The organism is Amycolatopsis sp. NBC_00438 (assembly GCF_036026695.1).
Lineage (GTDB): Bacteria > Actinomycetota > Actinomycetes > Mycobacteriales > Pseudonocardiaceae > Amycolatopsis.
The window spans coordinates 7396102-7415245 of sequence record NZ_CP107923.1 but is presented as its reverse complement, the minus strand read 5'-3'; the positions used below and the strand labels follow the sequence as shown (position 1 = coordinate 7415245).

The 19144-nt window shown below is 68.4% G+C and carries 32 protein-coding genes; 29 read left to right on the top strand and 3 right to left on the bottom strand.

Annotation, left to right across the window (positions count from 1 at the left end; translation table 11 throughout):
- Positions 1–6: 6 nt before the first annotated feature.
- Positions 7–348 (bottom strand): ESX-1 secretion-associated protein, encoded by a 342-nt coding sequence (locus OG494_RS33485; protein ID WP_328445547.1) that lies wholly within the window; start codon positions 346–348, stop codon positions 7–9.
- Positions 348–908: a YbaB/EbfC family nucleoid-associated protein gene (locus tag OG494_RS33480; RefSeq protein ID WP_328445545.1), complete on the bottom strand. Its 561-nt coding sequence runs from the start codon at positions 906–908 to the stop codon at positions 348–350. Before OG494_RS33480 ends, OG494_RS33485 begins: the two co-directional genes overlap by 1 nt.
- Positions 909–1073: 165 nt before the next feature.
- Between OG494_RS33480 and OG494_RS33475 the strand changes: the two genes are divergently transcribed.
- The 27 genes from OG494_RS33475 (at position 1074) to OG494_RS33345 (ending at position 16899) form a co-directional block, all read left to right on the top strand.
- Complete coding sequence (locus tag OG494_RS33475; protein ID WP_328445543.1) at positions 1074–1232, top strand: hypothetical protein; 159 nt, start codon at positions 1074–1076, stop codon at positions 1230–1232.
- Between the two features lie 381 nt (positions 1233–1613).
- On the top strand, positions 1614–1988 hold the full coding sequence (gene rpsL / locus OG494_RS33470) for a 30S ribosomal protein S12 (RefSeq protein ID WP_003102113.1): 375 nt from the start codon (positions 1614–1616) through the stop codon (positions 1986–1988).
- A complete protein-coding gene (rpsG, locus tag OG494_RS33465) occupies positions 1988–2458 on the top strand; it encodes a 30S ribosomal protein S7 (RefSeq protein ID WP_247060514.1) in 471 nt (156 codons plus the stop codon). The genes rpsL and rpsG overlap by 1 nt, the downstream gene beginning before the upstream one ends.
- A 63-nt stretch (positions 2459–2521) precedes the next feature.
- Positions 2522–4621, top strand: coding sequence for an elongation factor G (gene fusA / locus OG494_RS33460; protein WP_328445540.1), 2100 nt, complete (start codon positions 2522–2524; stop codon positions 4619–4621).
- Between the two features lie 169 nt (positions 4622–4790).
- Positions 4791–5984, top strand: coding sequence for an elongation factor Tu (gene tuf / locus OG494_RS33455; protein ID WP_328445538.1), 1194 nt, complete (start codon positions 4791–4793; stop codon positions 5982–5984).
- 407 nt (positions 5985–6391) lie between these two features.
- Positions 6392–6697: a 30S ribosomal protein S10 gene (gene rpsJ, locus OG494_RS33450; RefSeq protein ID WP_003102098.1), complete on the top strand. Its 306-nt coding sequence runs from the start codon at positions 6392–6394 to the stop codon at positions 6695–6697.
- Positions 6698–6728: 31 nt separating this feature from the next.
- Positions 6729–7385 (top strand): 50S ribosomal protein L3, encoded by a 657-nt coding sequence (rplC, locus tag OG494_RS33445; protein WP_247060517.1) that lies wholly within the window; start codon positions 6729–6731, stop codon positions 7383–7385.
- Positions 7382–8071, top strand: coding sequence for a 50S ribosomal protein L4 (gene rplD / locus OG494_RS33440; RefSeq protein ID WP_247060518.1), 690 nt, complete (start codon positions 7382–7384; stop codon positions 8069–8071). Before rplC ends, rplD begins: the two co-directional genes overlap by 4 nt.
- A complete protein-coding gene (gene rplW, locus OG494_RS33435) occupies positions 8068–8379 on the top strand; it encodes a 50S ribosomal protein L23 (protein ID WP_091618496.1) in 312 nt (103 codons plus the stop codon). The genes rplD and rplW overlap by 4 nt, the downstream gene beginning before the upstream one ends.
- 15 nt (positions 8380–8394) lie before the next feature.
- Positions 8395–9231: a 50S ribosomal protein L2 gene (gene rplB, locus OG494_RS33430; RefSeq protein WP_323329518.1), complete on the top strand. Its 837-nt coding sequence runs from the start codon at positions 8395–8397 to the stop codon at positions 9229–9231.
- 18 nt (positions 9232–9249) lie between these two features.
- Complete coding sequence (gene rpsS / locus OG494_RS33425) at positions 9250–9531, top strand: 30S ribosomal protein S19 (RefSeq protein ID WP_026468892.1); 282 nt, start codon at positions 9250–9252, stop codon at positions 9529–9531.
- A 28-nt stretch (positions 9532–9559) separates the two neighbouring features.
- The gene (gene rplV / locus OG494_RS33420; protein WP_328445532.1) at positions 9560–9973 is read left to right on the top strand and encodes a 50S ribosomal protein L22; all 414 of its coding nucleotides are present in this window, start codon (positions 9560–9562) and stop codon (positions 9971–9973) included.
- A complete protein-coding gene (gene rpsC, locus OG494_RS33415) occupies positions 9973–10794 on the top strand; it encodes a 30S ribosomal protein S3 (RefSeq protein ID WP_247060521.1) in 822 nt (273 codons plus the stop codon). The genes rplV and rpsC overlap by 1 nt, the downstream gene beginning before the upstream one ends.
- Before the next feature lie 3 nt (positions 10795–10797).
- A complete protein-coding gene (gene rplP / locus OG494_RS33410) occupies positions 10798–11217 on the top strand; it encodes a 50S ribosomal protein L16 (protein ID WP_004558864.1) in 420 nt (139 codons plus the stop codon).
- Positions 11217–11465, top strand: coding sequence for a 50S ribosomal protein L29 (rpmC, locus tag OG494_RS33405; RefSeq protein ID WP_247060522.1), 249 nt, complete (start codon positions 11217–11219; stop codon positions 11463–11465). The genes rplP and rpmC overlap by 1 nt, the downstream gene beginning before the upstream one ends.
- A complete protein-coding gene (gene rpsQ, locus OG494_RS33400) occupies positions 11462–11740 on the top strand; it encodes a 30S ribosomal protein S17 (protein WP_328445528.1) in 279 nt (92 codons plus the stop codon). Before rpmC ends, rpsQ begins: the two co-directional genes overlap by 4 nt.
- Before the next feature lie 94 nt (positions 11741–11834).
- Positions 11835–12203, top strand: a complete 369-nt coding sequence (gene rplN / locus OG494_RS33395; RefSeq protein WP_004558867.1) for a 50S ribosomal protein L14 — start codon at positions 11835–11837, stop codon at positions 12201–12203.
- A gap of 3 nt (positions 12204–12206) precedes the next feature.
- Positions 12207–12521 (top strand): 50S ribosomal protein L24, encoded by a 315-nt coding sequence (rplX, locus tag OG494_RS33390; protein WP_328445526.1) that lies wholly within the window; start codon positions 12207–12209, stop codon positions 12519–12521.
- Complete coding sequence (gene rplE, locus OG494_RS33385) at positions 12521–13084, top strand: 50S ribosomal protein L5 (RefSeq protein WP_328445524.1); 564 nt, start codon at positions 12521–12523, stop codon at positions 13082–13084. The genes rplX and rplE overlap by 1 nt, the downstream gene beginning before the upstream one ends.
- A gap of 4 nt (positions 13085–13088) precedes the next feature.
- Positions 13089–13274, top strand: coding sequence for a type Z 30S ribosomal protein S14 (locus OG494_RS33380; protein WP_020643210.1), 186 nt, complete (start codon positions 13089–13091; stop codon positions 13272–13274).
- Positions 13275–13431: 157 nt separating this feature from the next.
- On the top strand, positions 13432–13830 hold the full coding sequence (gene rpsH, locus OG494_RS33375; RefSeq protein WP_155548873.1) for a 30S ribosomal protein S8: 399 nt from the start codon (positions 13432–13434) through the stop codon (positions 13828–13830).
- Positions 13831–13846: 16 nt separating this feature from the next.
- Positions 13847–14386, top strand: a complete 540-nt coding sequence (gene rplF / locus OG494_RS33370) for a 50S ribosomal protein L6 (RefSeq protein ID WP_328445519.1) — start codon at positions 13847–13849, stop codon at positions 14384–14386.
- Positions 14387–14388: 2 nt separating this feature from the next.
- Positions 14389–14787, top strand: a complete 399-nt coding sequence (rplR, locus tag OG494_RS33365) for a 50S ribosomal protein L18 (RefSeq protein WP_328445517.1) — start codon at positions 14389–14391, stop codon at positions 14785–14787.
- 34 nt (positions 14788–14821) lie between these two features.
- Positions 14822–15469 carry a 30S ribosomal protein S5 gene (rpsE, locus tag OG494_RS33360; protein WP_328445515.1) on the top strand — a complete coding sequence of 216 codons (648 nt, stop codon included), beginning with the start codon at positions 14822–14824 and terminating at the stop codon, positions 15467–15469.
- A 1-nt stretch (position 15470) separates the two neighbouring features.
- Entirely contained in the window at positions 15471–15656 is a 186-nt protein-coding gene (rpmD, locus tag OG494_RS33355; RefSeq protein WP_328445513.1) for a 50S ribosomal protein L30, read from the top strand.
- Positions 15653–16099 (top strand): 50S ribosomal protein L15, encoded by a 447-nt coding sequence (rplO, locus tag OG494_RS33350; RefSeq protein WP_328445512.1) that lies wholly within the window; start codon positions 15653–15655, stop codon positions 16097–16099. Before rpmD ends, rplO begins: the two co-directional genes overlap by 4 nt.
- Before the next feature lie 107 nt (positions 16100–16206).
- Entirely contained in the window at positions 16207–16899 is a 693-nt protein-coding gene (locus OG494_RS33345; RefSeq protein ID WP_328445511.1) for a hypothetical protein, read from the top strand.
- Positions 16900–16938: 39 nt separating this feature from the next.
- On the opposite strand, the gene OG494_RS33340 is transcribed toward OG494_RS33345, so the two are convergent.
- The gene (locus tag OG494_RS33340) at positions 16939–17205 is read right to left on the bottom strand and encodes a hypothetical protein (RefSeq protein ID WP_328445509.1); all 267 of its coding nucleotides are present in this window, start codon (positions 17203–17205) and stop codon (positions 16939–16941) included.
- Between the two features lie 259 nt (positions 17206–17464).
- Between OG494_RS33340 and OG494_RS33335 the strand changes: the two genes are divergently transcribed.
- Together OG494_RS33335 and OG494_RS33330 are read left to right on the top strand one after the other, a co-directional pair.
- Positions 17465–18088 carry a hypothetical protein gene (locus OG494_RS33335; protein WP_328445507.1) on the top strand — a complete coding sequence of 208 codons (624 nt, stop codon included), beginning with the start codon at positions 17465–17467 and terminating at the stop codon, positions 18086–18088.
- A 427-nt stretch (positions 18089–18515) separates the two neighbouring features.
- Entirely contained in the window at positions 18516–19127 is a 612-nt protein-coding gene (locus OG494_RS33330; RefSeq protein WP_328445505.1) for a hypothetical protein, read from the top strand.
- Positions 19128–19144: the final 17 nt, after the last annotated feature.

Here is a 19144-nt window from a genome sequence, read left to right as displayed (position 1 = left end):
GCCCCCCTATGGCTTCTTCGGGCCGTCGAGCAGGACTTCCACCTGCCCGAAGAAGGCCTGGTGATCGTCTTCGGCGCCCTGGTAGACGCGCGCCGCGTCGGTGAACTTCTCCTGCGCCGAGGTCAGGCCGTCGGCCATCGACGCGAGCAGGTCCCGCAGCTCGTGCAGCGTCTCGTCGTACCCGTGCTTGGTGAACAGGCCCACCACGCCCCAGGACTTGTCCCCGACGTCGGCCTGGCCGACCTTCTCGGTGAACTTCGCGCTCTGCTCGCGGTACTCGCCGAGCACCCCGGCATAGGTGCGCAGCGCGTCCACCCGCACCTGGTAACCACCGGCACCGTCGGGCATCAGTCCTCCTCGCCGTACAGGGTGCGCAGGAAGGTGTCGCCCGCGGACCCGCCGCTCGCCGGCGGGGCCGCCGGCGGCTCCGGGGCGTCGGCCTTCCGCAGCACCCGGTCCTCCGAGAAGTCCTCGGGGGCGGCCGGCGGCTCCCGCCGCGCGGTCTCTTCCGCCAGCTTCGACCGCAGTTCCCCGACGCTGGTTCCGAACGCCTCGGCCTGGGTTTCGAGGACCTGCTCGACCAGCCCGTCGTCGCCCACGTGCTCCTGGACGATGACGGCCTGCCGCCGCGCCGCCTCGCCGACGGCTTCGCGCAGCGTCGCCATCAGGGCCGCGGACAGCGCCTTCGGCCCCTTCGCCAGCGCCGCGTCGGTGAACGTGACGTCGAGGACCGCGCCACCCGGCCCGGTGACCACGGTGACGCCCCCGTCCGGGGACGCCGCGCTCGCCCGGAGCCCGGTCAGTTCCCGCCGCATCGCGTCCAGCCCGGCGAACCGGTCGTCGGCGTTCCGGATACCCGCTTCGAACCGCCGGAACTCGGCGACCACCTGGTCGAACTCGGCCGACATGTCCTTCTTCCTCCCGAACGTCCGGTACGTGGTCCACCCATCGTGGCCCCTCGGCGACGGTGTGACGCGGGGAACGGCGGATCCGATCCCTCTGCGTCACCCGATCGGGAAATGGGTAGGTTTCGGCCGCAAGGGGAAGCAGGGGACGAGCGCTAGGAGTGTGTGATGAGCAGCACCGAAGGGGCCGGACGGCCCGAAGAGGAAGACCGGAAGCAGAGCGGCAGCCACGCGGCGCCCGAGGGGGCCGGCGTGCACCCGCTGATCGACCTTTCGCGCGACCCGAACCCGGGCAAGCCGGACCACGCGAAGCCCGACGAAGACTGAGCGGCGGGCCGCGAAACGGGGCCGTGGCGGCGTTCCCGGCCCCGCCGGGCCTGCCGCGCCACCCTGCGGAATGTCCGGCGCTCCGCCGGTGTTGAGAGGTAGGCTGAGGGTTCGTCGACCTTCAGACCCCCCGCTGCGCCCGTCCGGTAGATGGGCGGGTATCTTTGGAGACCGTGCCCGGCAGGCGTCGGGCCGCTCCGCGTGCCGTGCGGCATGGGCGGGGTGCTCAGGCACCCGGTCACCGGCTTCGGCAGGACGGGGTTCCGACGGAAAATCCCTACGGGAAGTTACCGGTCGAGAGACCGTGACGCGGGCCGACACGCCCGACCGCGGGGGCCGGTGAAGACACGAAGAAGCAGATCACGACAGGAAGCTGGTCCATTGCCCACGATCCAGCAGCTGGTCCGCAAGGGCCGCCAGGACAAGGCTGCCAAGCAGAAGACCGCGGCCCTCAAGGGGAGCCCGCAGCGGCGTGGCGTGTGCACTCGCGTGTACACCACGACCCCCAAGAAGCCGAACTCGGCGCTGCGCAAGGTCGCGCGTGTGAAGCTGACCAGCGGCATCGAGGTCACCGCCTACATCCCCGGTGAGGGCCACAACCTGCAGGAGCACTCGATGGTGCTCGTGCGCGGTGGTCGTGTGAAGGACCTTCCGGGTGTCCGTTACAAGATCATCCGCGGTTCTCTCGACACCCAGGGTGTGAAGAACCGTAAGCAGGCGCGCAGCCGCTACGGCGCGAAGAAGGAGAAGAGCTAATGCCCCGCAAGGGTCCGGCCCCGAAGCGGCCGCTGATCTCCGACCCCGTCTACGCCTCCCCGCTGGTCACCCAGCTGGTGAACAAGGTGCTGAAGGACGGGAAGCGCTCCCTCGCCGAGCGCATCGTTTACGGCGCGCTCGAAGGCGCTCGCGAGAAGTCCGGCACCGACCCGGTCGTCACGCTGAAGCGCGCTCTCGACAACGTGAAGCCCACCATCGAGGTGAAGAGCCGCCGCGTCGGTGGCGCCACCTACCAGGTGCCGATCGAGGTCAAGCCGGGTCGCTCCACGACCCTGGCGCTGCGCTGGCTGGTCTCCTTTTCGCAGGCCCGCCGCGAGAAGACGATGATCGAGCGTCTGCAGAACGAGCTCCTCGACGCTTCCAACGGCCTCGGTGCCAGCGTGAAGCGCCGCGAGGACACGCACAAGATGGCCGAGTCCAACCGGGCCTTCGCGCACTACCGCTGGTGACGACCGCCCGGCTGTCGACCAAGCCATGCCGGGCCCCAAGCTTGAGAACAGGGGAACACTCTCGTGGCACGTGACGTGCTGACCGACCTGAACAAGGTCCGCAACATCGGCATCATGGCCCACATCGACGCCGGCAAGACGACCACCACCGAGCGGATCCTGTTCTACACCGGGGTCAACTACAAGATCGGTGAAGTCCACGACGGCGCCGCCACCATGGACTGGATGGAGGAGGAGCAGAAGCGGGGTATCACCATCACCTCGGCTGCCACCACCACCTTCTGGGACGACCACCAGATCAACATCATCGACACCCCGGGCCACGTCGACTTCACCGTCGAGGTGGAGCGCAACCTCCGGGTGCTCGACGGCGCGGTCGCGGTCTTCGACGGCAAGGAAGGCGTCGAGCCGCAGTCCGAGCAGGTCTGGCGGCAGGCGGACAAGTACGACGTCCCGCGCATCTGCTTCGTCAACAAGATGGACAAGCTCGGCGCGGACTTCTACTACACGGTCAAGACGATCATCGATCGTCTCGGCGTCCGGCCGCTGGTCATCCAGCTGCCGATCGGTGCCGAGAACGACTTCGAAGGCGTCGTCGACCTGGTCCGCATGAAGGCGCTGACCTGGCGTGGTGAGGTCCAGAAGGGCGAGGACTACTCCGTCGAGGACATCCCGGCCGAGCTGGCCGAGAAGGCCGCGGAGTACCGCGAGAAGCTCGTCGAGACCGTCGCCGAGGCTGACGACGCGCTGATGGAGAAGTTCCTCGAGGGTGAGGAGCTGACGGAGGCCGAGATCAAGGCCGGCATCCGGAAGCTCACCATCACCAGCCAGGTCTTCCCGGTGCTGGCCGGTTCCGCGTTCAAGAACAAGGGCGTGCAGCCCATGCTCGACGCGGTCATCGACTACCTGCCGACCCCGCTGGACGTCCCGGCCGTCGAGGGCCTGCTGCCCGACGGCGAGACCGTGGCGTCCCGCAAGGCGTCGGTCGACGAGCCGTTCGCCGCGCTCGCCTTCAAGATCGCCGCGCACCCGTTCTTCGGCAAGCTGACCTACATCCGGGTTTACTCGGGCAAGGTCGCCGCCGGGGCGCAGGTCGTCAACGCGACCAAGGAGCGCAAGGAGCGCATCGGGAAGATCTTCCAGATGCACTCCAACAAGGAGAACCCGGTCGACGACGCCCAGGTCGGCCACATCTACGCGGTCATCGGACTGAAGGACACCACCACGGGTGACACCCTGGCGGACCCGCAGAACCCGATCGTGCTGGAGTCGATGACGTTCCCCGAGCCGGTCATCCGGGTCGCGATCGAGCCGAAGACGAAGGCCGACCAGGAGAAGCTGTCCCTGGCGATCCAGAAGCTGGCCGAAGAGGACCCGACGTTCCAGGTCAAGCTGGACGAGGACACCGGCCAGACGATCATCGCGGGCATGGGCGAGCTGCACCTCGAGGTGCTGGTGAACCGGATGAAGTCCGACTACAAGGTCGAGGCGAACATCGGCAAGCCGCAGGTCGCCTACCGTGAGACGATCAAGAAGACGGTCGAGAAGCTCGACTACGTCCACAAGAAGCAGACCGGTGGTTCCGGCCAGTTCGCGAAGGTCATCGTGAAGCTGGAGCCGCTCGAGCGCACCGACGGCGCGCTCTACGAGTTCGTCAACAAGGTGACCGGTGGTCGCGTGCCGCGGGAGTACATCCCGTCGGTCGACGCGGGCGCACAGGACGCGATGCAGTACGGCGTCCTGGCCGGCTACCCGCTCGTCGGGTTGAAGTTCACCCTGATCGACGGCGCGTACCACGAGGTCGACTCTTCGGAGATGGCGTTCAAGATCGCCGGTTCCATGGCGATGAAGGAAGCCGCGAAGAAGGCCGGCCCGGTGATCCTGGAGCCGATGATGGCGGTCGAGGTGACCACGCCCGAGGACTACATGGGTGACGTCATCGGTGACCTCAACTCCCGTCGTGGTCAGATCCAGGCCATGGAGGAGCGAGCGGGCATCCGCGTCGTGAAGGCGCTGGTCCCGCTGTCGGAGATGTTCGGCTACGTCGGTGACCTCCGGTCCCGCACCCAGGGCCGGGCGAACTACTCCATGTTGTTCGACTCCTACGCCGAGGTTCCCGCGAACGTCGCGAAGGAAATCATCGCGAAGGCGACGGGGGAGTAACTCCCCCACCGCGCGCGGGCATTAAGGGACTCTCCTGAACGTCCGCTAGCACCGACGAAGGAATCCCGCCGACGCACTCTTTACCGCGGAGGCGGCGTCAACACAGCGGGGGTCGGCAGCCACGCCGGCCCCCGAGCACAAAGCGAAATCAGTCCAGGAGGACATTCCAGTGGCGAAGGCGAAGTTCGAGCGGAGCAAGCCGCACGTCAACATCGGGACCATCGGTCACGTCGACCACGGCAAGACCACGCTGACCGCGGCGATCACCAAGGTTCTGCACGACAAGTACCCGGAGCTCAACGAGTCGCGTGCGTTCGACCAGATCGACAACGCGCCCGAAGAGCGCCAGCGCGGTATCACGATCAACATCTCGCACGTCGAGTACCAGACCGAGAAGCGTCACTACGCCCACGTGGACGCCCCCGGTCACGCTGACTACATCAAGAACATGATCACCGGTGCCGCTCAGATGGACGGCGCGATCCTCGTGGTCGCGGCGACCGACGGCCCGATGCCGCAGACGCGTGAGCACGTGCTGCTCGCCCGCCAGGTCGGCGTGCCCTACATCGTCGTGGCGCTGAACAAGGCCGACATGGTCGACGACGAGGAGATCCTCGAGCTCGTCGAGCTGGAGGTCCGTGAGCTGCTGTCCTCGCAGGAGTTCCCGGGCGACGACGCTCCGGTCGTGCGCGTCTCGGGCCTCAAGGCCCTTGAGGGCGACGAGAAGTGGGGCGAAGCCGTTCTCGAGCTGATGACCGCTGTCGACGACAACGTGCCGGACCCGGTGCGCGAGCTCGACAAGCCGTTCCTCATGCCGATCGAGGACGTCTTCACGATCACCGGTCGCGGCACTGTCGTCACCGGCCGCGTCGAGCGTGGCGTGGTCAACGTGAACGAAGAGGTCGAGATCGTCGGCATCAAGGAGAAGTCGACCAAGACGACTGTCACCGGTGTCGAGATGTTCCGCAAGCTGCTGGACCAGGGCCAGGCGGGCGACAACGTCGGCCTCCTCGTCCGCGGTATCAAGCGTGAGGACGTCGAGCGCGGCCAGGTCGTCGTGAAGCCGGGTACCACCACCCCGCACACCGACTTCGAGGGCCGGGTCTACATCCTGTCGAAGGACGAGGGTGGCCGTCACACCCCCTTCTTCAACAACTACCGCCCGCAGTTCTACTTCCGCACCACGGACGTGACCGGCGTCGTGACCCTCCCCGAGGGCACCGAAATGGTCATGCCGGGCGACAACACCGACATCTCGGTGGCGCTGATCCAGCCGATCGCCATGGACGTGAACCTGCGCTTCGCCATCCGCGAGGGTGGCCGCACCGTCGGTGCGGGTCAGGTCACCAAGATCATCAAGTGATTTAGGCGCCCTCCCCGGGGGCAATACACCCCCGGGTCAGGGGCGTCAAATCACGTGTGCGACACTATTCAGGTTGCTCGTCCTGGGGCGGCCGATCCACATCGGGTATTACTCGATCGGGGTCCGGCCGCCCTGGTGCGAGCGGCCACGGTCCGCCGAGCTCTTCCTTCGGGTTGGCGAGCGGGCAAAGGCAGTGAGACGGCGAGCCGGCTCATCGCCTCCTCACGTTGAGGAAGACCAGGCAAGACGACGATCCCGCGGGATCCGTCTGTGCGTCGGGCGCGACACGCCCGACCGCGTGGACCGGGGACAGGGCCGTTGAACTGCGGAAACCCAGGCCAAAGTGGCAACACTGGGGCCGGGTTTGTGAGATAGCGGCACGAGACGACAAGGAACGAGCAGCCACCATGGCGGGACAGAAGATCCGCATCCGGCTCAAGGCCTACGACCACGAGGCGATCGACACCTCGGCGCGCAAGATCGTGGAGACGGTCACGCGCACCGGTGCCCGTGTTGTCGGGCCGGTGCCGCTGCCCACTGAGAAGAACGTTTACTGCGTCATCCGCTCGCCGCACAAGTACAAGGACTCGCGCGAGCACTTCGAGATGCGCACGCACAAGCGTCTGATCGACATCCTCGACCCGACGCCGAAGACGGTCGACGCGCTCATGCGCATCGACCTGCCGGCGAGCGTCGACGTCAACATCCAGTAAGCGTTGGGCGAGCGGCGGAGATAAGAGACTCATGTCTGACAGGCAAATGAAGGGCATCCTGGGCACGAAGCTCGGCATGACCCAGGTCTTCGACGAACTGAACCGGGTCGTCCCGGTCACCGTCGTCAAGGCCGGTCCGAACGTGGTGACCCAGGTTCGGACTCAGGACAAGGACGGCTACACGGCCGTGCAGCTGGCGTTCGGCGCGGTCGACCCGCGCAGGGTGAACAAGCCGCGCACCGGCCACTACGACAAGGCGGGCGTGACGCCGCGCCGCTTCCTTGCCGAGCTGCGTACCACCGACGCCGAGACCTATGAGGTCGGCCAGGAGATCACCGCCGAGGTGTTCGCCGCCGGCGTCGAGGTCGACGTCACCGGTACGAGCAAGGGCAAGGGTTACGCGGGCGTCATGAAGCGCCACGGTTTCAAGGGCCAGGGCGCGAGCCACGGTGCGCAGGCCGTGCACCGCCGGCCGGGCTCGATCGGTGGCTGTGCCACCCCGGGCCGCGTCTTCAAGGGCGTGCGCATGGCCGGCCGGATGGGTTCCGACCGCGTCACCACGCAGAACCTGACCGTGCACGCGGTGCGTGCCGAGGACGGCCTGCTGCTGATCAAGGGCGCCGTGCCCGGTCCCAAGGGCGGCCTGCTGTTCGTGCGCAGCGCCGCGAAGGGTGGTAACTCCGAATGACAAGCGTCGAGCTGAAGACCCCGGCCGGTAAAGCCGACGGCACCGTGGACCTCCCCGAGGAGATCTTCGACGTGCAGGCCAATGTCGCGCTGATGCACCAGGTGGTGGTGGCCCAGCAGGCCGCCGGCCGCCAGGGCACGCACGACACGAAGACCCGTGGCGAGGTTCGCGGTGGCGGCAAGAAGCCGTACCGCCAGAAGGGCACCGGTCGTGCCCGCCAGGGTTCGACCCGCGCGCCGCAGTTCGTCGGCGGTGGCGTCGTCCACGGCCCCACGCCGCGTGACTACTCCCAGCGCACCCCGAAGAAGATGAAGGCCGCCGCTCTGCGTGGCGCCCTCTCGGACCGGGCTCGCGCCGGCCAGCTGCACATCGTCACCGAACTGGTGACGGGCGAGAAGCCGTCCACGAAGGCCGCCAAGGCCGTTCTCGCCGCGGTGACGCAGGCGACGCGCGTGCTCGTGGTGCTGCACCGGGACGACGAGTACAGCTGGGTTTCCCTGCGGAACCTCCCCGAGGTTCACCTGATCTGGTTCGACCAGCTCAACACCTACGACGTGCTGGTCAACGACGACGTCGTGTTCACCAAGGCCGCCTATGACGGCTTCGTCGCCGGCCCCGCCCGGGGTAAGAGCGCGAAGGCTTCGGCGCGGTCGAGCGAGGTTTCGGAAGGGAGTGACGAGCAGTGAGTTCGGTCGCCATTGCCGATCCCCGCGACATCTTGCTCGCGCCGGTGATCTCCGAGAAGTCCTACGGACTGCTCGAGGACCACAAGTACACGTTCATCGTCCGTCCGGACGCCAACAAGACCCAGATCAAGATCGCGGTCGAAAAGGTGTTCGGCGTCAAGGTGGTCAGCGTCAACACGGCCAACCGCCAGGGCAAGCGGAAGCGGACTCGCGCCGGCTTCGGCAAGCGCAAGGACACGAAGCGCGCCATCGTGACTCTTTCGCCTGAGAGCAAGGCGATCGAGATCTTCGGCGGACCCACCGCGTAAAGGACTGAGCTGACAATGGGCATCCGCAAGTACAAGCCGACGACCCCGGGTCGTCGCGGTTCGAGCGTCTCGGACTTCGCCGAGATCACTCGCTCCACTCCCGAGAAGTCGCTGCTTCGTCCGCTGAGCGGTTCGGGCGGTCGCAACTCGTCCGGCAAGATCACCACCCGGCACAAGGGTGGCGGTCACAAGCGTGCGTACCGGCTGATCGACTTCCGCCGGAACGACAAGGACGGCGTTCCCGCCAAGGTCGCGCACATCGAGTACGACCCCAACCGGTCCGCTCGCATCGCGCTGCTGCACTACGCCGACGGTGAGAAGCGCTACATCATCGCGCCGGAGAAGCTCCGCCAGGGTGACACGGTTGAGAACGGCCCCCGCGCCGACATCAAGCCGGGTAACAACCTGCCGCTGCGCAACATCCCGGTCGGTACCGTGATCCACGCGATCGAGCTCCGCCCCGGTGGCGGCGCGAAGATGGCGCGGTCCGCGGGCGCGAAGGTGCAGCTCGTCGCCAAGGACGGGCCGTACGCCCAGCTGCGTCTCCCCTCGGGCGAGATCCGCAACGTGGACGTGCGCAACCGCGCCACCATCGGCGAGGTCGGCAACTCCGAGCACGCCAACATCAACTGGGGCAAGGCCGGCCGTAACCGCTGGCGCGGCAAGCGCCCCACGGTCCGCGGTGTCGTCATGAACCCGGTCGACCACCCGCACGGTGGTGGCGAGGGCAAGACGTCCGGTGGTCGTCACCCCGTCAACCCGAACGGTAAGCCCGAGGGCCGCACGCGTCGCCGCAAGGCATCCGACGCGATGATCGTCCGCCGCCGCCGTACCGGCAAGAACAAGCGCTGAGCAGGGAGGTAGAAGAACATGCCACGTAGCCTCAAGAAGGGCCCCTTCGTGGACGACCACCTGCTCAAGAAGGTGGACGTTCTCAACGAGTCGGGCAAGAAGACCGTGATCAAGACCTGGTCGCGTCGTTCCACGATCATCCCGGACTTCCTGGGTCACACGATCGCGGTGCACGACGGCCGCAAGCACGTCCCGGTGTTCGTCACCGAGGCGATGGTGGGTCACAAGCTGGGGGAGTTCGCCCCGACTCGGACCTTCAAGGGTCACATCAAGGACGACCGGAAGTCGCGCCGCCGCTGAGCGGGCACGAGAGATCAAGGAACTAGCGATGAACGCCCAGAACGACGTGGCCGAGGCTCTGCCTGTGGCTTACGCGCGGGCTCGCTTTGTCCGGGACTCGCCTACCAAGGTGCGCCGGGTCATCGAGCTCATCAAGGGACGTAGCGCCGCCGACGCCTTGGCCGTGCTCCGTTTCGCCCCTCAGGCGGCGAGCGAGCCGGTCGCGAAGGTGATTGCCAGCGCCGTGGCCAACGCCGAGAACAACCTTCAGCTTGACCCGGAGACCCTCTGGATCAAGAACGCGTACGCGGACGAGGGCCCGACCCTCAAGCGCATCCGTCCGCGGGCCCAGGGCCGCGCGTACCGGATCCGCAAGCGGACCAGCCACATCACCGTCGAGGTGGAGTCGCGTCCGGCCGCCGCGCAGAAGGCGCAGAGCAAGAAGAAGGCAGGTGGCCGGTAGTGGGCCAGAAAATCAACCCGCACGGTTTCCGCCTGGGTATCACCACGGACTGGAAGTCGCGCTGGTACGCCGACAAGCAGTACGCCGAGTACGTGGCCGAGGACGTCAAGATCCGCAAGCTGCTGGCGACGGGCATGGAGCGCGCCGGCATCTCCAAGGTCGAGATCGAGCGCACCCGTGACCGCGTCCGCGTCGACATCCACACCGCCCGGCCGGGCATCGTCATCGGCCGCCGCGGCGCGGAGGCCGACCGGATCCGCGGCGCGCTGGAGAAGCTGACCAAGAAGCAGGTCCAGCTGAACATCCTCGAGGTCAAGAACCCCGAGGCCGACGCCCAGCTGGTCGCCCAGGCGGTCGCGGAGCAGCTCTCCAACCGTGTGGCGTTCCGCCGCGCGATGCGGAAGGCGATCCAGACCTCCATGCGTTCGCCGCAGGTCAAGGGCATTCGCGTGCAGTGCGGTGGTCGTCTCGGCGGTGCCGAGATGTCCCGTTCCGAGCACTACCGCGACGGCCGTGTCCCGCTGCACACGCTGCGCGCCGACATCGACTACGGCTTCTTCGAGGCCAAGACGACGTTCGGTCGCATCGGCGTCAAGGTGTGGATCTACAAGGGTGAGCTCGTCGGTGGCCTGAAGGCCCGCGAAGCCCGTGACGCCGCCGAGCGCGCGCCGCGTCGCGAGCGCAGTGACCGGCCGGCCCGTCCGCGTCGTTCCGGCGCTTCGGGCACGACCGCCACCTCGACCGAAGCCGGTCGCGCCGCTGCGGCCGCCACGACCGAGGCGGCCCCGGCCACCGAGACCGCAGAAAAGACGGAGGGCTGAGACGTGCTCATCCCGCGCAGGGTCAAGCACCGGAAGCAGCACTCCCCGAAGCGCCACGGCGCCGCCAAGGGTGGCACGAAGGTCAGCTTCGGCGAGTACGGCATCCAGGCGCTTGAGCACAGCTACGTGACGAACCGGCAGATCGAGTCCGCTCGTATCGCCATGACCCGTCACATCAAGCGTGGTGGCAAGGTGTGGACGACGATCTACCCGGACCGCCCGCTGACGAAGAAGCCGGCCGAAACCCGCATGGGTTCCGGTAAGGGTTCGCCCGAGTGGTGGATCGCCAACGTGAAGCCGGGTCGCGTGATGTTCGAGATCAGCTTCCCGAACGAGGAGACCGCCCGCGAGGCGCTCCGTCGCGCGATCCACAAGCTGCCCATGAAGTGCCGCATCGTGACCCGTGAAGGTGGTGAGTTCTGATGGCGAAGGCAGGTGCCGCTCTGGCATCGGAGCTGCGTGAGCTCACCGCGGAAGAGCTCGTCCTGCGTCTGAAGGAATACAAGGAGGAGCTCTTCAACCTCCGGTTCCAGATGGCGACGGGGCAGCTCGACAACAACCGCCGTCTGCGCACCGTCCGTACGGACATCGCGCGGATCTACACGGTCATGCGCGAGCGCGAACTCGGCTTGTCCGTGGCCCCCGACGCCGAAAGTGAAGGTGCCGCATGAGCGAGCCCACCACCGAGACGCCGGCCCGGAACGACCGCAAGGTCCGCGAGGGCTACGTGGTCTCGGACAAGATGAACAAGACGATCGTGGTCGAGCTCGAGGACCGCAAGAAGCACCCCCGTTACTCGAAGGTCGTCCGCACCACCTCCAAGGTGAAGGTGCACGACGAGAACAACGAGGCGGGCGTGGGCGACCGGGTCAAATTGATGGAGACCCGCCCGCAGTCGGCGACGAAGCGGTGGCGCCTGGTGCAGATCGTGGAGAAGGCCAAGTAAGCAGGGCTCTCTCGGGAGTCCTTAGTTCCGCAAGGCTCGCTCACTGTGACCTTTCACGAGCTGGCGAGAACCGGCGCGACATACAGGAGTTGACGTGATCCAGCAGGAGTCGCGGCTTCGGGTAGCCGACAACACGGGTGCAAAGGAAATCCTCTGCATCCGGGTTCTCGGTGGCTCCGGGCGGCGCTACGCCGGCATCGGCGACATCATCGTCGCCACCGTGAAGGACGCCATCCCGGCTGCCGGGGTGAAGAAGGGCGATGTCGTCAAGGCCGTCATCGTCCGCACGGTCAAGGAGCGTCGTCGTCCGGACGGTTCCTACATCCGGTTCGACGAGAACGCCGCCGTGCTCATCAAGAACGACAATGAGCCCCGTGGCACCCGCATCTTCGGCCCGGTGGGCCGCGAGCTGCGTGACCGAAAGTTCATGAAGATCATTTCGCTCGCGCCGGAGGTGTTGTAAGCCATGAAGGTGAAGAAGGGCGACACGGTCGTCGTCATCGCCGGCAAGGACAAGGGCGCCAAGGGCAAGGTCATCCAGGCTTACCCCGAGCGCGACCGCGTGCTGGTCGAGGGCGTGAACCGGATCAAGAAGCACACGCGGATCAGCCAGACCCAGCGCGGCGCGCAGTCCGGTGGCATCGTCACCCAGGAAGCCCCCATCCACATCTCGAACGTGATGGTGGTCGACGCGGACGGCAAGCCGACCCGGGTGGGTTACCGCATCGGCGAGGACGGCAAGAAGGTCCGGATCTCGCGCCGGAACGGTAAGGACATCTGATGACCACCGCAGAGAAGGTCGCGCCGCGCCTCAAGGTGCGCTACCGCGAAGAGATCAAGGGACAGCTGCAGGCGGAGTTCTCCTTCGGCAACGTCCACGAGATCCCGGGCGTCGTGAAGGTCGTCGTGAACATGGGCGTCGGTGACGCCGCTCGCGACAGCAAGCTGATCGAGGGCGCGGTCAAGGACCTCGCCCTGATCACCGGCCAGAAGCCCGAGGTCCGGAAGGCCCGCAAGTCCATCGCGCAGTTCAAGCTGCGCGAGGGTCAGCCGATCGGCGCGCGCGTCACGCTGCGCGGCGACCGCATGTGGGAGTTCCTCGACCGGCTGCTGACCATCGCGCTGCCGCGTATCCGCGACTTCCGCGGGCTTTCGCCGAAGCAGTTCGACGGCCACGGCAACTACACGTTCGGTCTCAACGAGCAGTCGATGTTCCACGAGATCGACCCTGACTCCATCGACCGCCCGCGCGGCATGGACGTCACCGTCGTCACGACCGCCACGAACGACGACGAGGGCCGGGCGCTGCTGCGCAAGCTCGGCTTCCCGTTCAAGGAGAACTGAGCCCATGGCCAAGAAAGCCCTGGTCCACAAGGCCTCGAAGAAGCCGAAGTTCGCCGTGCGCGGCTACACCCGCTGCCAGCGGTGCGGCCGTCCGCACGCCGTGTTCCGCAAGTTCGGGCTCTGCCGGATCTGCCTTCGCGAGATGGCGCACGCGGGCGAGCTGCCCGGCGTCCGCAAGTCCAGCTGGTAAGAGCGCTTTGCCGATCCGGCCGGGCAGGCGGACCCCGTCCGCGCCGACTGCCGGCCGGATCGGCAAAAATTCGATACAGAACTCCCACTTCGCCACAGGCCCCGCCGTCCGTGTTCCGGACAGCGGGGAACCAGGCGAGAAAGGTTGACAGGTCACCATGACGATGACCGACCCGATCGCAGACTTCTTGACCCGTCTGCGTAACGCGAACTCGGCGTACCACGACGAGGTCGTGCTTCCCCACTCGAAGCTCAAGGCGAACATCGCGGAGATCCTCAAGCGTGAGGGTTACATCGCGAGCTACCGCGACGAGCCGGGCGAGAAGCACAAGAACCTGATCGTCGAGCTCAAGTACGGCCCCAACCGTGAGCGCAGCATCGCCGGTCTCCGGCGCGTGTCCAAGCCCGGCCTGCGGGTCTACGCAAAATCGACCGAACTGCCGTCCGTTCTCGGTGGCCTCGGCGTCGCGATCATCTCGACGTCTTCGGGGCTGCAGACGGACCGTCAGGCCAAGCGAAACAGCGTGGGCGGCGAAGTCCTCGCCTACGTCTGGTAAGGAAGGGGGCACAGACATGTCACGCATCGGAAAGCTGCCGGTCGCCGTCCCCTCCGGGGTCGAGGTGACCATCGACGGTCAGCACATCAGCGTCAAGGGCCCCAAGGGGACCCTGGAGCACACCATCGCCGAGCCGATCACGGTCGAGCGCGACGAGGACGGCACCCTGCTGGTCAAGCGCCCGGATGACGAGCGCTACAGCAAGGCCATGCACGGCCTCACCCGCACGCTCGTGAACAACCTCGTGGTGGGCGTCACCGCCGGCTACGAGAAGAAGCTCGAGATCCACGGTGTCGGTTACCGTGTGCAGGCCAAGGGCTCGGACCTCGAGTTCGCCCTGGGCTTCTCGCACCCGGTGAAGATCGAAGCTCCGGAAGGCATCACCTTCAAGGTGGAGACCCCGACCCGGTTCTCGGTCTCCGGTATCGACAAGCAGAAGGTCGGCCAGATCTCGGCCGTCATCCGCAAGCTGCGGCGCCCGGACCCGTACAAGGGCAAGGGCCTGCGGTACGAGGGTGAGAAGATCCGCCGCAAGGTCGGAAAGACGGGTAAGTGATCATGAGCGACACGACTACGAAGCGCCAGCCGGTGGGCAAGGACATCTCGACCCGCCGCCGCGTCGCGAAGGCCCGTCGGCACTTCCGGCTCCGCAAGAAGGTCTCGGGCACCGAACAGCGTCCGCGCCTGGTCGTCAAGCGGTCTTCGCGGCACATCGCCGTGCAGGTCATCGACGACCTGGTCGGCCACACGCTGGCGTCGGCGTCCACCCTCGAGGCGGACGTGCGGGCGCTGGACGGCGACAAGAAGGCCAAGGCCGCCAAGGTCGGGGAACTCGTCGCGGCCCGTGCCAAGAACGCCGGGATCTCGGCTGTGGTGTTCGACCGTGGGGGCAACGCCTACCACGGCCGCATCGCCGCGCTCGCCGACGCCGCCCGTGAGGCGGGGTTGGAGTTCTGACGATGCAGAAGCTTGTTAACGGAAGGAAAGCCTGATGCCGGGACGTACACGGCAATTCGGCGGCGGACAGGGCGGACCCGGCGGGCAGGGCGGCAACGACCGCAATGACCGTCGCGGTGGCGGCCGGGACCGGCGCGACAGCGGCCGTGGCGGGGCCGGCCAGGACAAGACCCCGCACCTCGAGAAGGTCGTGACGATCAACCGCGTCGCCAAGGTCGTCAAGGGTGGTCGTCGCTTCAGCTTCACCGCCCTCGTCGTCGTCGGTGACGGTGACGGTCAGGTCGGCGTCGGCTACGGCAAGGCCAAGGAAGTTCCCGCGGCGATCGCCAAGGGCGTCGAGGAAGCGAAGAAGAACTTCTTCCGCGTTCCCCGCGTCGGCGGCACCATCCCCCACCCGATCACGGGTGAGGCGTCCGCCGGTGTCGTGCTGCTGCGTCCGGCGTCCGCCGGTACCGGCGTCATCGCCGGTGGCCCGGTGCGCGCGGTGCTGGAGTGCGCGGGCGTCCACGACGTGCTGTCGAAGTCGCTCGGCTCCGACAACGCGATCAACATCGTGCACGCCACCGTGGCGGCCCTGAAGGGTCTGCAGCGTCCCGAAGAGGTCGCGGCCCGCCGCGGTCTCCCGCTCGAGGACGTCGCTCCGGCCCGGATGCTGCGCCAGCGCGCGGGCCAGGGGGTCTGACATGACTCAGCTCAAGGTCACCCAGGTCAAGAGCAAGATCGGCACGAAGCACGCTCACCGCGAGTCGCTGCGCACCCTCGGGCTGCGCAAGATCCGCCAGAGCGTCGTGCGTGATGACACCCCCCAGGTGCGCGGCCTGATCCACACCGTCCGCCACCTGGTGGAGGTCGAGGAGGTCCAGGCATGACGGCCATCAAGATCCACCACCTGCGTCCGGCTCCGGGCGCCAAGCGCGACAAGATGCGCGTCGGTCGTGGTGAGGGTTCGAAGGGCAAGACCGCCGGTCGCGGTACCAAGGGCACCAAGGCCCGGAAGAACGTGCCCGCCGGCTTCGAGGGTGGGCAGATGCCCATCCACATGCGGCTCCCGAAGCTTCGCGGCTTCAAGAACCGCTTCCGCACCGAGTACCAGCCGGTGAACGTGGGCGACATCGCCCGCGTCTTCCCGGACGGTGGCAAGGTCGGCGCCGAGGAGCTCGTCGCCAAGGGCCTCGTCCGCAAGGGCAAGCTCGTCAAGGTGCTCGGCAACGGTGACGTCGACGGCGTCAAGCTCGACGTGACCGCCGACGGTTTCTCCGGCTCCGCCAAGGAGAAGCTCGAAGCGGCCGGTGGCTCCGCCACCACCAACTGAGCTCTTCCGCAGTACTGATCGAAGGCCCGCCTGGCCCAGCCAGGCGGGCCTTCGGCGTTCCCGGCCCCGTCCTTGCCCACCGGGCATTTCGCCTGGAGGATCACCGAGTGGACACCCCTCAGCAGCCCCCACCGCCCGCGCCGACGCCGCGGCGGAAGCAGGCTTTCCTCGCACCGGGGCTCTACGCGCTCGCCACCGCGCTCGTGGCCGGCGGGCTGTTCCTGCCGCTCTTCAGCGCGGTCCACACCCTTTCCCAGGTGCAGGCCGGCGCCTTGGCCGTCGTCACGACGTCGGCGTGGAGCACCCAGTTCCAGGTCACCACCGACGAGTCTCTCGACCGGCCCGGCCCGCCCTTCGGCATCCCGATCATCGTCACGGCGGTGTTGCTCGCCGCCGCGGCGGGCCTTCTCCTCGCACGCCGCCGGCGCCTGGGTGCGTGGCTGGGCCAGGTGGGCACGGTCTTCGCCGCCGGTGTTGTCCTCACCATCGAGACGGTCGGCCTGGGCCAGGGGGAGAGCGACCGGTTCGACCGCATCGACCTGACCACCGAGCTCGGCATGTGGCTCCTCATCGGGGGCACCCTGGTCGCCGCGGTCGCGGCGATCGTCACCCGCCGCACGGACGGCCACCGCGGCGCGGACTGGGCCGACCCGTCGGTGGCCTACGCCGACACGGACACCCCGCCGTCGGGGTTCGCCATGCCGGAGGTCCAGGCGCCGGATGAGGTCTCCACCGCGGTCCTCCCGCCGGAGCCGCCGCCCGAGCCGCCGGCCCGGCCGTGGGACCGAACCGGCCGCTGAACCGGAGTTTCTTGCCGATATCGGAATCCGCGCGGAAGATCACAGGGTGGACGAACCGTCGCAGGAGCCGAACCCGCCGGCCAGGCCCGAACGGCCGGCCGCCGGGGAGCCGCCGTCGGCCTTCCCGGTGGAGGCGCGGCCCACGGCGGCGTCCTCCGTCCCGGTGGAGCCGCGGGACGCGCTGCTGGCGTTCCCGGTGGAGGCGCCGCGGCCCGCGGCGAGCGTGCCCTTGGCACCGGCGGAATCCGGTGCGGTGCAACCGGGGGACGCCTTGCCGGCGGTCCCGGAGGAGGTGCCGCCGCCCACGGCGGAGGAGCTCTTCGCCCCGGTGGAACCCGACGTGGATCGGCCGGCTGACGGTCTGCTGGCGTTTCCGGGCGAGCCGTCCCAGCCCGGGTCACCGCCGGCGCCCGCGCAGCCGTCCGACGGTGATGGATCGCCACCCACGGAGCCGGTTCCGGTCGCGATCCTGCCGGGCTCGCCCGTGGCTCCGCCGCGACCGGCGGCCGCGGAGATTTCGCCGCCGGTCGAGGAACCACCGGCTCCCGGAGCATCGCGTGTTCTCGTGCCGGTCCTGGTGGTCATCGGCGCGCTGCTGGTCCTGGGGGCGTGTTTCCTGCCGCTGTTCCGGGTCGAGCAGCACGTGACCGCCCAGCAGACCTTCTTCACCCCCAAGCTGGTCTTCACGGAGACCGCCTGGAACAGCCAGGTCTCCGCGGAAGGGAACGAGTCGGTCGACCAGCCCGCCGCGCCGGTCGGTATCCCGGTGGTGGTCGCCGTCGCGGTGCTGGCGGTTGCGGCGGTCTTCGGCTTCTCGCGGCGGAAACGGCTCGGTCACGGGCTCGCCGTGGCCGGGGCGGCCTTCGCCGCCGGAATCGCCGCCACCATCGGGATGAGCGGCTTCGGCTGGTCCTCCGGCTTGGGCGACGAGGGCCTGGACATCAGCCTCGGCCTGGGACTGTGGTCGCTGATCGCGGGGGTCGCCGTGACGGTCGCGGCCGTGGTCCTCGGGTACCTGCCGGCCCGGGAACCGGACGACTGGTCCGATCCCGCCTTGGCCTACGCGGACACCCCCACCCCGCCCAGCGGGTTCCCGGCGCCGACGATCGAGGGCGCCGGACTCTCCATCACGGTCCTCCCACCGGAGACACCGCCCGGGCCCCGGCCGCCGGACCCGCCCGGTCACTGAACCGGACATCCTTGCCGGGAACGGAATCCGCCGGGAGGATCAGCGGGTGCCCGAACCGTCGCAGGACCCGACCCCACCCGCCGAGCCCGCAGGAGGACGAGAGGGTCCGCTGTCGTCCCGGGCCGAGGCGCCGGAGTCGGCGCCATCTGGCCAGCCGGTTCCGGCCGGCGATCTCCGGTCCACGGCCGCGGGCCCGCCGGAGCCGTCCTCGCCGACGGAAGGACGAGAGGGTCCGCCGTCGTCCCGGGTCGAGGTGCCGGAGTCGGCGCCATCTGGCCAGCCGGTTCCGGCCGGCGATCTCCGGTCCACGGCCGCGGGCCCGCCTGACCCGTCCCCGCCCACCGAGCCGGTGCCGGTCACGGTGCTGCCGGCATCGGCTCGACCGCAGCGGTTCCCGGTCCGACCCGGACCACCCGCCGCCCAGCCCGTGCCGCGAAGTTTTCGCGACTTCCTGCCGATCGTCCTGGTCACGCTGGCCGCCGTCGCGACGCTCGCCGCCGGTTTCCTGCCGCTCTTCAGCACCGAGCAGGTGCTGGGCCGTGGAGACGACTCCCGCGGGGTGCTGCGGTACACCCAGAGCGGCTGGTCGACCGTCTTCGGCCTACCGGGCGAGGACAGCGGCAGCCAGCCGTCCGAACCGCTCGGGGTCGCGCTGCTGGTCGCCGCCCTGGTTCTGCTGGTCGCGCTCGTCTTCGTGATCCGCCAGGTCGTCACCGGCAGGGCGAGCGCCGCCGCGCGGGGTGTCACGCTCGGCGGGGCGGCCTTCCTGGCGGGTGTGGTCCTCGCGACCGCGATGGCGGGCATCCCGGCGCCCGTCGACACCGGCCGCCTCAGGTTCGAGACGTCGCTCGAGGCCGGGATGTGGCTGCTCTTCCTCGCGGTGGTGGCCGCCGCCGCGGCCGCGGTCCTGGGCTACCTGACGCCGGCCGGCGCGGGGCCGGCCTGGGCGGACCCCGGCACCGCCTACGCGGACACCCCCACTCCGCCGTCCGGCATCGCCATCACCGTGCTGCCGCCGGGGGATCCCGCGGCCCGTTAACCGCTCGCGGTGGTCGT

What these genes read in the sequence shown, in the direction of transcription:
- OG494_RS33480 (WP_328445545.1), bottom strand. Translation starts at nt 908, where the DNA reads ATGTCGGCCGAGTTCGACCAGGTGGTCGCCGAGTTCCGGCGGTTCGAA.
- rplX (WP_328445526.1), top strand. Translation starts at nt 12,207, where the DNA reads ATGAAGGTGAAGAAGGGCGACACGGTCGTCGTCATCGCCGGCAAGGAC.
- rplR (WP_328445517.1), top strand. Translation starts at nt 14,389, where the DNA reads ATGAGCGACACGACTACGAAGCGCCAGCCGGTGGGCAAGGACATCTCG.
- rpsS (WP_026468892.1), top strand. Translation starts at nt 9,250, where the DNA reads ATGCCACGTAGCCTCAAGAAGGGCCCCTTCGTGGACGACCACCTGCTC.
- rpmC (WP_247060522.1), top strand. Translation starts at nt 11,217, where the DNA reads ATGGCGAAGGCAGGTGCCGCTCTGGCATCGGAGCTGCGTGAGCTCACC.
- rplD (WP_247060518.1), top strand. Translation starts at nt 7,382, where the DNA reads ATGACAAGCGTCGAGCTGAAGACCCCGGCCGGTAAAGCCGACGGCACC.
- rpsG (WP_247060514.1), top strand. Translation starts at nt 1,988, where the DNA reads ATGCCCCGCAAGGGTCCGGCCCCGAAGCGGCCGCTGATCTCCGACCCC.
- rplV (WP_328445532.1), top strand. Translation starts at nt 9,560, where the DNA reads ATGAACGCCCAGAACGACGTGGCCGAGGCTCTGCCTGTGGCTTACGCG.
- rpmD (WP_328445513.1), top strand. Translation starts at nt 15,471, where the DNA reads ATGACTCAGCTCAAGGTCACCCAGGTCAAGAGCAAGATCGGCACGAAG.
- rplB (WP_323329518.1), top strand. Translation starts at nt 8,395, where the DNA reads ATGGGCATCCGCAAGTACAAGCCGACGACCCCGGGTCGTCGCGGTTCG.
- rplE (WP_328445524.1), top strand. Translation starts at nt 12,521, where the DNA reads ATGACCACCGCAGAGAAGGTCGCGCCGCGCCTCAAGGTGCGCTACCGC.
- rplC (WP_247060517.1), top strand. Translation starts at nt 6,729, where the DNA reads ATGTCTGACAGGCAAATGAAGGGCATCCTGGGCACGAAGCTCGGCATG.
- OG494_RS33485 (WP_328445547.1), bottom strand. Translation starts at nt 348, where the DNA reads ATGCCCGACGGTGCCGGTGGTTACCAGGTGCGGGTGGACGCGCTGCGC.
- rplF (WP_328445519.1), top strand. Translation starts at nt 13,847, where the DNA reads ATGTCACGCATCGGAAAGCTGCCGGTCGCCGTCCCCTCCGGGGTCGAG.
- rpsQ (WP_328445528.1), top strand. Translation starts at nt 11,462, where the DNA reads ATGAGCGAGCCCACCACCGAGACGCCGGCCCGGAACGACCGCAAGGTC.
- rpsE (WP_328445515.1), top strand. Translation starts at nt 14,822, where the DNA reads ATGCCGGGACGTACACGGCAATTCGGCGGCGGACAGGGCGGACCCGGC.
- OG494_RS33475 (WP_328445543.1), top strand. Translation starts at nt 1,074, where the DNA reads ATGAGCAGCACCGAAGGGGCCGGACGGCCCGAAGAGGAAGACCGGAAG.
- rplO (WP_328445512.1), top strand. Translation starts at nt 15,653, where the DNA reads ATGACGGCCATCAAGATCCACCACCTGCGTCCGGCTCCGGGCGCCAAG.
- OG494_RS33380 (WP_020643210.1), top strand. Translation starts at nt 13,089, where the DNA reads ATGGCCAAGAAAGCCCTGGTCCACAAGGCCTCGAAGAAGCCGAAGTTC.
- rpsH (WP_155548873.1), top strand. Translation starts at nt 13,432, where the DNA reads ATGACGATGACCGACCCGATCGCAGACTTCTTGACCCGTCTGCGTAAC.
- rpsJ (WP_003102098.1), top strand. Translation starts at nt 6,392, where the DNA reads ATGGCGGGACAGAAGATCCGCATCCGGCTCAAGGCCTACGACCACGAG.